The following is a 13,966-nucleotide window of genomic DNA, read 5'->3' on the forward strand; positions in this document are numbered from 1 at the left end:
GCGGCCTTGCTGCAGCCTAAAGAATCAGGGTACCCATCAACGTGTGGTGCCCGTTGTGGTCGTGGTAGTTGTACCCGTATTTGCCCCGTCACCACCGCCAGAAGCGGCAACGCCGAGTCCTACTAACGCGCCGAGCACGCCGATACCTACAGCGGTAGTCGTACCTGCGGAGATTGTCCCCGCCTGTGCGCCTGCTGCGGCACCAGCTTCTTCCGGTGCCGCATAAGCGCTGGAAGAGACGGCGACGAGTAATGCCAGACCGGCAATCATGCGTTTTTTCATAACAACACCTACATTGGTTGAATGAAGGATTGCTATCCAACACATTCGCGAAACAGAATAAACGGTTATCGCAAACCGAAGGACAGACCCATTATGGGCGCGTCCAGTATAGGGCAACAAAATACCAGAGTTGAGTAGTCTTAAAACCCGGTAAATGACGCGTAAAAAAACGGGGCAAATTAAGCGGATTCAGCGTTAACTTATTTTAAATTGGTGGATTTACCGTGAAAGGCCGGATATTTGTCTGTGAGTAAGAGGAAAGCAAAGCGGTTTCTACTTATTTAGTATCTTTTGGTACGGAATGAGAATAATCGGAATTACCTGAATAAGCGTAAAATCCAATCACCTTATAAAACAAGAGGTAAGAAGCATTGGCTTACCGTTTTAGATCCGGTTTTTAGTAGGGTGATGCGCTCTGCGCAGCGCGAGGTTCAGAATTGCCGCAGTGCATTTTAAGAATTTTCCAGTCTGCCAGCAGGCTTTTCAGATAAAAAGCAGCGTGCCCGATCGTGATGACAAAAAAAAGGCGGCCGGCAGGCCGCCTCTGTCACTATACGATTAGCGCCATTTCTTGTAGCAGTTAATTAAGGCGTTAGTCGAACTGTCATGACTGGTAATATTACTGTCATCTTCCAGCTCCGGCAGAATACGGTTAGCCAGCTGTTTGCCTAATTCCACGCCCCACTGGTCAAAAGTGAAGATATTCAGAATTGCCCCCTGGGTGAAGATCTTATGCTCGTAGAGCGCAATCAGCGCGCCCAGGCTGAATGGCGTGATTTCGCGCAACAGAATTGAGTTGGTCGGGCGGTTCCCTTCAAACACTTTAAACGGCACGATGTGCGCGACAGATTCCGCCGATTTACCCGCATCAGTAAATTCTTTCTGCACCACTTCGCGTGACTTACCAAATGCCAGCGCTTCGGTCTGAGCAAAGAAATTCGACAGCAGCTTAGGATGGTGATCGGCCAGGGCATTGTGGCTGATGGCAGGTGCAATAAAATCGCAAGGTACCAGTTTGGTGCCCTGGTGAATCAACTGATAGAACGCATGCTGGCCGTTGGTGCCGGGTTCACCCCAGATAATCGGGCCCGTCTGATAGGTCACCGGCTGGCCTGTGCGATCAACGTACTTCCCGTTCGACTCCATATTTCCCTGTTGGAAATAGGCTGCAAAACGGTGCATGTACTGATCGTAAGGCAGGATAGCTTCGGTTTCCGCGCCAAAGAAGTTGTTATACCAGATACCAATCAGCGCCAGCAGAACGGGGATATTCTTTTCGGCTGGCGTGGTAGAGAAGTGCTTATCCATGGCATGCGCGCCACTCAGCAACTGCTCAAAGTTCTCAAAACCAATCGACAGAATAATGGACAGGCCAATGGCCGACCACAGCGAATAGCGGCCGCCGACCCAGTCCCAGAACTCGAACATATTGTCGGTATCGATACCAAATTCGCCCACGGCTTTAGCATTGGTGGAGAGCGCAGCGAAGTGCTTCGCAACGTGTTGTTGATCGCCGGCCGTTTTCAGGAACCAGTCGCGTGCGCTGTGCGCATTGGTCATGGTTTCCTGGGTGGTAAAGGTTTTTGACGCCACCAGAAACAGCGTGGTTTCGGGGCTGAGGTCTTTCAGCGTTTCGGCGATGTGCGTGCCGTCAACGTTGGACACAAAATGCATGTTCAGGTGGTTTTTGTACGGGCGCAGTGCCTCAGTCACCATAAACGGCCCCAGATCGGAACCGCCGATACCAATGTTCACCACATCGGTGATCGGTTTGCCGGTGTAACCTTTCCAGTCACCGCCAATAATGCGCTCGGAGAAGCTTTTCATTTTCGCCAGCACCGCGTTGACTTCAGGCATCACATCTTTGCCATCCACCTTGATTGGCGTATTGCTGCGGTTGCGCAGGGCGACGTGCAGGACGGCGCGATCCTCCGTCCGGTTAATTTTTTCGCCCGAGAACATGGACGCAATCGCGCCGCTTAAATCGGTTTCTTTTGCCAGGGCCAGCAGTTTATCGAGCGTCTCCTGCGTGATGCGGTTTTTCGAGAAATCTACCAGCATCTGGTCGTCAAAGGTGGCTGAGAATTTAGCAAAACGATCGGCATCCTGGGCAAACAGGTCGGCGATTTTCGCCGTTTTCATCTGTTCATAATGCTCTTGCAGCGCTTTCCAGGCTGCGGTTTGGGTCGGATTGATATTTTTCATGGCAACACTCTTGTTGATATTAAGAACCGTCATTCCATCGGGGTCGCATCGTACCCGGTTAGCATTTCAGTATGACCACAGTTGCAACTGAAAGGAAAAACTTTGTCAGTGCGATGGTGTCAGCGCACGAATACAGCCCGTTTCGCAGTAGATGATGCGGCAATCATTCGGACTGTTTCCATGGGCGAAAGGCTGAAAAGTATGGCGCAACGGCAGCCCACGAACATTGTGCCGCATCAGAATGTGACGACGTTGCTGAAGCCATTTAGCACTGTAGTCGCAGAGATTAGGCAAAATTTGTTATCCGGTGCGCTCTGCATGAAAAATTGTCCCGTGACGGTCATTGACAGCAGGGCCAGAAATCGCTAAATCTATGCGCGCTACTTGCGCACCTGTGCGCAAGCCAGAAGAGGCGCGTCGACCAGGCAGTGTGTTGGAGGAACCGTATCCAGAGATAACACATCAGGGGGAGCGACGCCGAGGTGGTCAACATCACGGTGTGTTGGCTGTCGGCTACAGGGGCTGAATCCCCTGGGTTGTCACCAGAAACGTCCACAGTCGGACGTTTCGCAAGGTGGAGCGCTTCTGGGTGACTCGTCTATTCGATTTTACCCGTTTCTGCTCTTTCCTTGTGCTTAGGCTGAATTACTGTTTCTCATCTCTTAACGGGTGAGGGCAACGTATCCTGACACGAGGTCATACAATGTCTCTGAATCTGAATGTAGCGAAATTTGGCGGTACCAGCGTTGCCGATTTCGATGCCATGAACCGTAGCGCCGATGTGGTGTTGCAGGACAGCAATACCCGGCTGGTGGTGCTTTCTGCCTCTGCAGGCATCACCAATCTGCTGGTCTCCCTTGCCGAAGGTCAGGAGACATCGCAACGCGCGGCGCAGCTCGATGATATCCGCCGCATTCAATATGCCATCATCGATCGCCTGAACAATCCAGACGTTATCCGCGATGAAATCGACCGCATTATCGACAATATCGGCATGCTGTCTGACGCCGCGGCTCTCGCCACCTCCAGCGCCTTAACCGACGAACTGGTCAGCCACGGCGAACTCATGTCGACTCTGCTGTTTGTCGAGATCCTGCGTGAGCGCGGGGTCAATGCGGAATGGTTTGACGTGCGTAAAGTCATGCGCACCAACGATCGCTTTGGCCGTGCGGAGCCTGATGTTGCCGTACTGGCCGAGCAGGTCAGTGTGCAGTTGCAGCCGCGCATTGCCGCCGCTCTGGTGGTCACGCAGGGCTTTATCGGCAGCGAAGAAAAAGGACGCACCACCACGCTGGGCCGCGGCGGCAGTGATTACACGGCCGCCCTGCTGGGTGAAGCATTAAACGCTGCGCGCGTGGATATCTGGACAGACGTGCCGGGCATTTACACCACCGATCCGCGTGTAGTCCCGGCGGCTAAACGTATTGATGAAATCACTTTTGAAGAAGCGGCTGAAATGGCCACTTTTGGTGCCAAAGTTCTGCATCCTGCCACGCTTCTGCCCGCTGTCCGTAGCGACATTCCGGTGTTCGTCGGCTCCAGTAAAGATCCTGCAGCAGGCGGTACGCGCGTGTGCAATGAGACGGCGAATCCGCCGCTGTTCAGAGCGCTGGCGCTGCGCCGCAAGCAAACCCTGGTCACGTTGCACAGCCTGAATATGTTGCATACGCCGGGCTTCCTGTCTGAAGTGTTCAATATCCTGGTGCGTCACAACGTGTCGGTGGATCTGATTACCACCTCGGAAGTCAGCGTCGCGTTGACGCTGGATACGACCGGCTCGACTTCAACCGGCGACCATCTGCTGAGCCAGGCGTTGTTAACCGAGCTCTCATCCCTGTGTCGGGTGGAAGTAGAGGAAAACCTGGCGCTGGTGGCCATAATCGGCAATGAACTGTCGAAAGCCTGTGGGGTAGGTAAAGAGGTGTTTGGCGTACTTGAGCCCTTTAACCTGCGCATGATTTGCTACGGAGCCAGCAGCTATAACCTCTGCTTCCTGGTGCCAGGTGACGATGCGGAAAGTGTGGTGCGTACGCTGCACCACAACTTGTTTGAATAAGCGCCGCTGACATCAAAAGAAAGCCGGACCCTGTCCGGCTTTTTACTGACCGGCTGTGATGCCGCCGGACATCATTCCACGCACGTCGCTGATTTTGCTAAAAGGATGTTTGTTGATGCTTGCCAACTTAACCCGTCTGTTCCCCCTGTGGGCCGTCCTGTTGTCTGTCGCGGCTTATTACTCGCCCACCACCTTTCTTGGCATTGGCCCGTGGGTCGCGTATCTGCTGATGCTGATTATGTTCGGTATGGGCGTCACGCTGAATATCAATGATTTCAAACGCGTCTTAACCCGTCCGGCACCGGTGCTTGCAGGTACATTCCTGCACTATCTGGTGATGCCCCTGGCGGCATGGGCGCTGGCAAAACTGTTTAACATGCCGCCCGATCTGGCTGCCGGGATGATTCTGGTGGGCAGCGTTGCCAGTGGAACCGCCTCCAACGTGATGATTTATCTGGCAAAAGGCGATGTGGCGCTCTCGGTGACCATCTCCTCGGTGTCCGCGCTGGTTGGTGTGTTTGCCACGCCGCTACTGACCCGTTTTTATGTGGATACGCATATTCAGGTTGATGTTGCCGGTATGCTGCTGAGCATCATCAGGATCGTCGTGATCCCTATCGGGTTAGGGTTGATCATTCACCACACGTTTAACGGTCTGGTTCGTCGGGTAGAGCCTTATCTTCCCGCTTTTTCAATGGTGTGTATTCTGCTGATCATCAGTGCTGTGGTCGCCGGTAGCCAGAGCTTTATTGCCTCGGTTGGCGTGATGGTGATCGCCGCCGTCATGTTACATAACGCTATTGGTCTGCTCGGCGGTTACTGGGGCGGCAAGCTGTTTGGCTTTGATGAATCTACCTGCCGCACGCTGGCGCTGGAAGTGGGCATGCAGAATTCAGGGCTGGCGGCGACGCTGGGTAAACTGTATTTCTCGCCACTGGCTGCACTGCCGGGGGCGTTGTTTTCCGTCTGGCACAACCTTTCCGGTTCCCTGCTGGCGGGCTACTGGTCCGGTAAGCCCACAGATAAAAAGCCGTCATCCCGTCCCTGAGAGACACAGTGCGAAGGCCAAACGGCCTTCGCACTTTCTTTAGTCATAATCCCGCTCATCGTCAGGCTGCTCCAGAACCGTGTAAGCGACCGCGCAAAACAGCGAGTTCAGACGCTTCATATCGCCCAGCAAGCCCAGGTGCAGCGAACTGGTTTCAATGCTCTGAATGTTCTGCTGATGTAACCGATCAACATGCGAGTGTGAATAGCGGCGTATTTTCAGGCGAAAGCGGTGTTTGGCGCGGCGTAGCCGCTTAGCGCTGGTAACATCGTGAGATAAAAATACCGACAGGCTCAGCCGTAGATTCGCGATAAGCTGCTCATGCAAGGCTTCCAGCTCTTTCAGGCCCTCGGGCGAAAAGGTTCGCCGGGCAGCCAGAGATTTATCGGCGACGTCCCCGCTCATGCGCTCGATAATGTCACCGGCCTGCTCCAGATTCAGCGACATTTCTATGATTTGCCCCCAGCGGCGGGAATCCTCCTCTGATAAATCCTCTTTCGGCATGCGCGCCAGATAGAGTTTGATGGCGGTATACAGGACATCCACATCATCATCCAGCCGCCGTACCGTGCGTTCTGCCCGCGACTCGCCGCGCACCACCTGCAGAAACGTATCCAGCATCTGCTCCAGCACGTCGCCCATACGCAACGCTTCGCGCGCAGCATTCACCAGCGCCAGAGCGGGCGTATCCAGCGCGCTGCTGTCAAGGTGTCTGGGTTTTAGCGTGACGTCACTTTCGGCATCGTCCGCAATCAGTCGACGGCACAGGCGTGCCATCGCATCGGCAAAGGGCACCATGATAATGCAGCGAAACAGGTTGTAGAAAACGTGAAAGAAGATCACCAGCTCTTCGTCATTAACGGGCAGTTTATCCAGCCAGCCCGCTACGGTTTCAACAAAGGGCAGAATTATTACACAGCCCGTCAGCTTAAACAGAAAGCTGCCCATTGCAACGCGTTTCCCGGCCGCATTGGATCCGCTGCCGTTAATAACCGCCAGTAAGCCGCTGCCCAGGTTCGCGCCGATTACCAGGCACAGGGCCACCTTGAAGGCGATCACGCCTGTGGCGGTCAGTGTGGCGGTAATCAGCACGGCGGCGAGACTGGAGTAGCTGATAATGGCAAAGACCGCTCCGAGCAGAGCGTCCAGCATGACGTCACCGGTTAAACTGGAAAACAGAACCTGCACGCCAGCCGCCTGGGTAATCGGTCGGGCGGCTTCAACAATCAGCTGTAGCGCCAGCAGAATTAACCCCAGACCTATGCTGGTCCGGCCAAGCTGACCTGCCCGGCTTTGTTTGCGACTCAGGAAGAAAACCACGCCAAAAAAGATAAACAGCGGGGAAAGCCAGGAGAGATCGAATGTCAGGACGCGCGCCATAATGGCCGTACCGACGTCAGCGCCCAGTATCACTACCAGAGCGGGTGTCAGGCTGACAAGATTTTGAGCCACAAACGAGGTAACCAGCAGCGTGGTGGCATTACTGCTTTGCACCAGCATCGTTACGCCGATACCGGCAAGAAACGCCATCGGCTTCTTTTCCACGCTGCGACTGAGCACCCGGCGCAAATCGGCCCCGTAAACGCGCATAATGCCGGAGCGCGTAATGTGCGTACCCCAGACCAGAAGCGCAACGGCAGACAGTAAGTTAAGCAGGGTTAACACGTAACGTTGCTCCTCAACCATCAGGCTTACGGCATGACAGATTGCCAGCCTGATGGAGAGCGCAATCTGCGAACATGGCTGCCGGACGTTGCGAACTTTTTTCCAGTGTTTTAAATGACCTGCGCAGCGTCGGCCCCTTTAAATGTAGACCACTCTGCGGGTACCTCACGACAAATCCGGCTGGCCTCAGGCGGACCTTTCCCGCCGCGCGCGGCCGGTGCGCTTTTTTCTGTGGTCAGTGAAGGGCATGGCGACAAAGTCAGTACGGCAGGGGATCAGCGGAATAACGGCAACAGAAGGACGGGTTGTGCCGTTTGCCCAACCCGCCAGACCCGGGGCGGCAGTTTACTGTATTCCTGCCGCCAGAAGCGGGAAGAGGGTCAGAGCGAAACCTGTGCCAGCAGATCGTGATGCACCGGCTTGTCATGAGGAACGCCGAGCAGTGTACACAGCGTGCCGCAGAGATCGGTTTGTTGCAATTCCAGCCCAGGCTTTAGCGAGAACCCGTCACCAAAGACAAACAGGGGAACGGTCGTTTCCTCCGGCAGCATGCCACCATGTGAGCGGTCGTCGTTCATGCCATGGTCGGCGGTCACCATCACCTGATAGCCTTCTGCCAGCCAGCCAGGCATCCATTGCGACAGGTAACCATCCGCCATGCGTGCCCGGTTACGATACTGGGGCGAGGACAGGCCATGTTGATGACCGGCATAATCGATATTCATCGGATGGATGAGGAGGAAGTCCGGGTTGTGCCGCAACCTCAGGCTCTCGGCATCTTCAAACAGGTGCGAATCGGGGTAACTGTCGTCAACGTAAAAGTGCCCGAACTGGACAGGCAGGGCCGGCGCTTCGGTATGACGATCGCGCGCGGGCTCGAAAGGGCTGCGGTTGTAAAGTTCACTGATCCAGTGATAAGCCGCTGCGGCGGTGGTCAGGCCCGCATCACGCGCATAGTGAAATACGCTCTGTTCGTGACTCAGGCGGTTTACCCCGTTGTGGATGATTCCACTTTGCACAGGCGCAACACCGGTCAGAATGCATTCATACAGCGGACGCGACAGAGAAGGCAGTGCACAGGTGAGATGATAATAATGCCCTTTACCTTGCGCACATTCTGCGTGCAGATAACCCATCGCATGATGGGCAACGTGATGGCTCAGGCCGTCCAGAATCACCAGAATTGTTTTCATGTTGTCCTCTCTTGCTGCGGCGTCTTCACGCCACAGGGGGCGTTTGTCTGCGTCTCTGACGTCGGGCTGTTTTAACGCCGCCAGCGCAACGCCGTCCGGCCGCATCTTAATAGTTGAGTAAGTGCACACTAACCTGACGTAATCCCGTAACCGTTAATGCGGAACAGATTAAGCCTGGCCGGGCCTGAACGCCGCTGTTGGCTGCGCGGAGGCTAACGCAACGTGCCGCCTCAGGACGCTTATCCATTGAGTCGGGTATGGAAGCGGGCGCTAACTGACTGCCGGGGTTGAAAAACCGAGCCAATGTAAATGTCGGATGTGAAAACCGTATGACAGGACGGCACGACGGAGTGGGTCTGCCAGCCGATATGATCGGTCTGTCCGGTTTGCTTTCATCAAAAGACAGGTTCGTACGGTCCCGGCGGTATAACCCAGGATGCCGGGGCTGGCATTCCATCGCGCAGTCTGGTGATTTGAAAGACGCTGTTAAGTAAGCCTGACGGCTATATTGTGATTTACGTCACACTAAAGCATGATAATGCCAGAAAACATCCCTTTATTTTCGAGGCGTGAAATGAGTGATAAAAACCCGATAGCACAAAAGATAGCGCGCCTGATGCAATGGGTGCTGAATGCAGGATTGCTGATTCTGGCGTTCATTTTAATGGTCTTCCTGGGCAAAGAGACGGTCCATTTAGCCAACGTCCTGTTCAGCACGGGCGAGCAGGCGTCCTCTTATCTGCTGATTGAAGGCATTGTGATTTACTTCCTTTACTTTGAGTTTATTGCCCTCATCGTGAAGTACTTCCAGTCGGGTTACCATTTCCCGTTACGCTATTTCGTCTATATCGGCATCACGGCTATCATCAGGCTGATTATCGTCGACCACAAAAATCCCTTTGATACGCTGTGCTACTCGGCTGCTATTCTGCTGCTGGTTATCACCCTGTGGCTGGCAAACAGTAACCGGCTTAAGCGCGAATAACCTCGCGTTTGCATGACGGACGGGTGTGCCGTGAATCGCTCTGCGCTAAACTACCTGCCTGAAAATTTTTGGGGGAAAGTGTCATGACGCAAGACCCGCTCCGTTTATTACGTTCACTCAACTGGCTGGCGCTGGACGGTGCTGCTCTGTCGCCATCACTTCGTGACTGGCTGATGGAGGAGGACTCTATGACCAGGCGCTTCGAACAGCATTGCCAGAAGGTCAGGGTGGAGCCCGTTCGTGAAGGGTTTATCCACGCTGACGAATTAGGTGAAGAAGGTGCGCTGTTACCCGCTGATCAGCGCCTCTGGCTGCGTGAAGTGATCCTGTATGGCGACGAACAACCCTGGCTGGCGGGACGCACGCTGGTGCCTGAAAGCACCCTGAACGGTCCCGAAGCGATGTTGCAGCAGCTCGGAACGCGACCGCTGGGACGTTACCTGTTCTCCTCTTCAACCCTGACCCGCGATTTTATCGAGCCCGGTAACGTTGAATCGCTGTGGGGACGTCGGTCGCGCCTGCGTTTATCGGGGAAGCCCCTGCTACTAACCGAATTATTTTTACCGGCGTCGCCGGTTTACCGTTACCAGGGTTAAGGATTTGACCTGTGCAAAACAGACAACAAATGACCAAATGGCAGGCTTACAGCCGCCTCATGCGAATTGATAAACCTATTGGCACGCTGCTGCTGCTGTGGCCGACGTTGTGGGCGCTGTGGCTGGCTAACAGGGCGATGCCGCCGTTACCGGTACTGATCGTGTTTGTCGCGGGCGTATTTGTCATGCGTGCAGCCGGCTGTGTGATCAACGATTATGCTGACCGCAAAGTCGACGGCCATGTGGAACGCACAAAGCTCCGGCCACTGGCCAGCGGTGCTGTCACGGCGAAAGAGGCTAAAATGCTGTTTGTGGTACTGGGGCTGATCGCGTTTGGCCTGGTACTGAGCATGAACCTGATGACGATTATGCTTTCTGTTGTCGGGCTGGCGCTTGCCTGGGTTTATCCTTTTATGAAGCGCTATACGCATTTGCCGCAGGTAGTCCTTGGCGCCGCATTTGGCTGGGCAATTCCCATGGCCTGGGCCGCGGTTAGTGAGTCCTTACCTCTGGTTTGCTGGCTGGTCTTTTTCGCCAACATTTGCTGGACGGTGGCCTACGATACGCAATATGCCATGGTGGATCGCGAGGACGACCTGAAGATTGGCGTGAAGTCCACAGCCATTCTGTTTGGCCAGTACGACAAATTGATTATCGGCCTGCTGCAACTGGCGACGCTGGGGCTGATGGCGCTGGTAGGGACACGGCTGCATCTGAATGGGGCGTTTTACTGGACGCTGTTACTGGCGGGCGGTTTATTTGTTTATCAGCAAAAACTGATCGCAAAGCGCGCGCGTCAGGCCTGTTTCCAGGCGTTTCTGAATAACAATTATGTAGGGCTGGTGCTGTTTCTCGGCGTGTTAATGAATACTCCGCCGTTCTTAAACCTGTTATAGGGCAGGCACCGAACGTAGCGCCAGTGCGATGCACAGTGTGAGTTTCAGTAAGCAATAAAAAAGGCGACCAGTCAGGTCGCCTTTTTTGTCATGCCAGCACGTTAGCTGTGTGCAACGGCGCTCTCGATGGTCATACGGACATCGCTGGTGACCAGTTCTGCCAGAATGTGCCAGGTCGCCAGCGTCTGCGCCACATCCGCATCGCCACTGTCGCTGATATAGCCTTCATCGCGCAGGGTCAGTACCAGTGTAGAGAACACCGCTTTATCGAAAAACTCAGGCGCATTGATGCCATGCAGTACGCTCAGGCGCTGGGCCAGCGTGCGGCTCTCTTTTTCCAGCGTGCCGCGGTTGATGGTGGGCTTGGCGCTGAGAATCGAGAAGGTGATGGCGTAACGTTGCAGCGTTTCACGTACACCGGCAGCCAGCAACTGCAGCGTACGGTAACGTGCCGTGTTGAACGACAGCAGACCTGCCTCAACGGTAATCAGTCCCTGGCGCGCCAGCTCCTGGCATAAGTCAGCCAGCAGCTGCGGCAGCTGGTCGTTGCCCCAGCGCAGGAACAGCTCGCTCTTCAGCATGGGGTAAATCAGGCTGACCTGGCGCAGCAGTTCGGCTTCGCTCAGGTTACGGTGCTGCTGGATGATGGCCGCAATCAGAGAGGGCATCACCAACATATGGTGGATGTTATTCCGGTAATAGGTCATCAGCACCGCCTGCTCGCGCGGCAGAATAATGATGTCGCCAATGCTGTCCTTCTCACTCTCAAACTTGTTCATACTCAGCGCGTGATCCAGCAACGCTTCCGCAGACATGTCAGGCAAAGTGGCATCCGGCGAGTAGGGCACATTACGTAATAACTGGGTATAGCATTCCAGCTGCTCAATCAGCTGTTCACGGGTCAGTGAACGCTGGCGTGAAGCGAGCAGTGCCGTTACGCACAGGTTCATGGCGTTCGCGGCCCCGGCTTCATTAATACGTACCATGATGGTGGCGGCGATATCATTGGCCGTTGGCGTTAACCAGCCCGGACGTTGCGCTTCAATGGGATCGATAGACTCACGCCATTCCGGTACGCGCTTGTTCAGATAGTTGATCAGCGGCAACGGCTCACCAAAGTTCACATAACCCTGGCCCAGGTTGCGCAGCTTACGCAGGCCGCGCACCATCTGCATAAAGCCTTCTTTCTCTTTTGCCGCACCGCGTAGCTCTTTAGCGTAAGTACCCACTTCCATTACATGTTCATAACCGATGTAAATGGGCACTAACGTAATAGGTCGCGTGCCGCCGCGCAGCATGGCCTGCAGCGTCATAGAGAGGGTGCCGGTTTTCGGATCCAGCAGTCGGCCGGTACGTGAGCGTCCACCTTCCACGAAATACTCGACGGAATAGCCGCGGGTAAAGAGCTCGCCAAGGTATTCACGGAACACGGTTGAATAGAGCTTGTTGCCTTTAAAGGTACGACGAATAAAGAAGGCACCCAGACGACGGAAAATCGGCCCGGCAGGCCAGAAGTTCAGGTTAATCCCTGCGGCAATATGCGGCGGAACCAGGCCCTGGTGATACAGCACATAAGACAGTAGCAGGTAGTCCATATGGCTGCGGTGGCAGGGCACATAAACAATTTCATGGCCGTCCTGCGCCAGCTGACGTACCCGCTCACCGCCGTTAACGTTGATCCCCTGGTAGAGTCGGCTCCAGAGCCAGCCCATCACGCGGTCGGTGATACGAATCGCTTCGTAGGAAAAGTTGGCCGCAATTTCTTCCATCATTTCAATGGCGTTTTGCTGCGCTTTTTCATGGGAGATTTTCTTGCTACGCGCCTCGTCTTCGACGGCTTTTTCAATCGCTTTCGACTGCAACAGGCGATTGAATAAATCCTGGCGAGCCGGCAGACGCGGTCCCACCGCGGCCAGGCGCTGACGGGCAAAGTGGATGCGCGCTACGCGAGCCAGCTTCTGCGCAATCGACTTGTCGGTACCGTGTTCGGTCGCCATACGACGCAGGGAGACCGTGGGCGAAAAACGCACAAAACTGTCGCGGCCATGCCAGAGAACGGCAAAGAATTTTTGAATGCCGTTAAGGAGCCGCAAATGAGGCGGATGATCGTCGCCCTGGACTTCCCGACCTGGCGCACGGCCAAACATGACTGAAACCGGTAACATCTGAACATCAAGTTCAGGGTTGCTGCGGTGCAGATCAAGATACTCGTGGAAGATTTTGACCGATTCAAGGCTGGGCACAAAATAGGGGAACACACGCGGACCGTCATTAATAAAAACATGACGCGGCAACAGGGCGCCGTCTATCTCCAGCGGAATAAGCGGATCAGGCAGATCGTGCCGGATGCACTGCGCGCGTAAAGTCAGGAGATCGGCCTTTGAATCATAAGGCAGGACATACATAATAGGCCGGGTAGGATCCAGCCCATGTTCGGACACGGGATCAGCCGGAATGGCCTTACTCTTTACCAGAAATGAAAGGGGTAAGTTCAGCAATTTATAAAAAATTTTACGCCAACCTGACATAGACAACATGAAGCCTCTTGTTAGCAAAGCGGCGCAAGCATATCAGAACGCGCAGCAAAAATCTGTGACAGCGACAATTGTGCGCTGCCCGGTATTGACGTCAATCCTTTGAAACGAGTTCCTTTATCATGACAAATAATGTCACCGGCATTACCCGGATTGTGAAAGCGGCTGGCTACTCATGGCAAGGTCTTCGCGCCGCCTGGCAGCATGAAGCTGCCTTCCGCCAGGAAGCCGTAATTTCACTGGCGGCAATTATCCTGGCCTGCTGGCTGGATGTCGATACTATTTCGCGCATCCTGATGATTGGCGCGGTCATGCTGGTGATGATTGTTGAAGTTCTGAACAGCGCCATCGAAGCGGTGGTGGACCGCACAGGGCAGGAACGTCACCCTCTTGCCGGCCGTGCCAAAGATATGGGATCGGCCGCTGTTTTGCTGGCAATAGTACTGGCCCTGTTCGTTTGGGGAACGCTACTTTGGTCGCATTTGCGATAAGCATTCCATCTCCCG

General features: G+C 54.7%; 11 protein-coding genes and 1 riboswitch. Of the genes, 6 read left to right on the plus strand and 5 right to left on the minus strand.

Features of this window, described 5'->3' with window-relative positions; genetic code table 11:
* Positions 1-36: 36 nt before the first annotated feature.
* Entirely contained in the window at positions 37-282 is a 246-nt protein-coding gene (gene yjbE, locus C7434_RS11250) for an exopolysaccharide production protein YjbE (protein ID WP_006121543.1), read from the minus strand.
* Positions 283-840: 558 nt separating this feature from the next.
* Positions 841-2,487, minus strand: a complete 1,647-nt coding sequence (gene pgi, locus C7434_RS11255; protein ID WP_033738948.1) for a glucose-6-phosphate isomerase — start codon at positions 2,485-2,487, stop codon at positions 841-843.
* Positions 2,488-2,886: 399 nt separating this feature from the next.
* Positions 2,887-3,080: riboswitch (Lysine riboswitch) on the plus strand.
* 110 nt (positions 3,081-3,190) lie between these two features.
* On the opposite strand from pgi, the gene lysC reads away from it, so the two are divergent.
* Together lysC and panS are read left to right on the plus strand one after the other, a co-directional pair.
* Positions 3,191-4,543: a lysine-sensitive aspartokinase 3 gene (gene lysC, locus C7434_RS11260; RefSeq protein WP_006121545.1), complete on the plus strand. Its 1,353-nt coding sequence runs from the start codon at positions 3,191-3,193 to the stop codon at positions 4,541-4,543.
* 115 nt (positions 4,544-4,658) lie between these two features.
* Complete coding sequence (gene panS / locus C7434_RS11265; protein WP_033738950.1) at positions 4,659-5,591, plus strand: ketopantoate/pantoate/pantothenate transporter PanS; 933 nt, start codon at positions 4,659-4,661, stop codon at positions 5,589-5,591.
* Between the two features lie 39 nt (positions 5,592-5,630).
* Here panS and C7434_RS11270 read toward each other — a convergent pair whose 3' ends face one another.
* Positions 5,631-7,256, minus strand: coding sequence for a Na/Pi cotransporter family protein (locus C7434_RS11270; protein WP_006121547.1), 1,626 nt, complete (start codon positions 7,254-7,256; stop codon positions 5,631-5,633).
* A 380-nt stretch (positions 7,257-7,636) separates the two neighbouring features.
* Positions 7,637-8,449 (minus strand): alkaline phosphatase family protein, encoded by an 813-nt coding sequence (locus tag C7434_RS11275; RefSeq protein WP_033739245.1) that lies wholly within the window; start codon positions 8,447-8,449, stop codon positions 7,637-7,639.
* Between the two features lie 574 nt (positions 8,450-9,023).
* On the opposite strand from C7434_RS11275, the gene psiE reads away from it, so the two are divergent.
* The 3 genes from psiE (at position 9,024) to ubiA (ending at position 10,926) form a co-directional block, all read left to right on the plus strand.
* Positions 9,024-9,434 carry a phosphate-starvation-inducible protein PsiE gene (gene psiE / locus C7434_RS11280; protein ID WP_006121549.1) on the plus strand — a complete coding sequence of 137 codons (411 nt, stop codon included), beginning with the start codon at positions 9,024-9,026 and terminating at the stop codon, positions 9,432-9,434.
* Between the two features lie 83 nt (positions 9,435-9,517).
* Entirely contained in the window at positions 9,518-10,030 is a 513-nt protein-coding gene (ubiC, locus tag C7434_RS11285) for a chorismate lyase (protein ID WP_033738953.1), read from the plus strand.
* Positions 10,031-10,041: 11 nt separating this feature from the next.
* Entirely contained in the window at positions 10,042-10,926 is an 885-nt protein-coding gene (gene ubiA, locus C7434_RS11290; protein WP_133745482.1) for a 4-hydroxybenzoate octaprenyltransferase, read from the plus strand.
* 101 nt (positions 10,927-11,027) lie between these two features.
* Here ubiA and plsB read toward each other — a convergent pair whose 3' ends face one another.
* Positions 11,028-13,454: a glycerol-3-phosphate 1-O-acyltransferase PlsB gene (gene plsB, locus C7434_RS11295; RefSeq protein ID WP_039339074.1), complete on the minus strand. Its 2,427-nt coding sequence runs from the start codon at positions 13,452-13,454 to the stop codon at positions 11,028-11,030.
* Between the two features lie 128 nt (positions 13,455-13,582).
* On the opposite strand from plsB, the gene C7434_RS11300 reads away from it, so the two are divergent.
* Positions 13,583-13,951 (plus strand): diacylglycerol kinase, encoded by a 369-nt coding sequence (locus C7434_RS11300; protein WP_006121553.1) that lies wholly within the window; start codon positions 13,583-13,585, stop codon positions 13,949-13,951.
* Positions 13,952-13,966 lie beyond the last annotated feature (15 nt).

This window comes from Pantoea sp. PNA 14-12 (assembly GCF_004364735.1).
GTDB lineage: Bacteria > Pseudomonadota > Gammaproteobacteria > Enterobacterales > Enterobacteriaceae > Pantoea > Pantoea stewartii.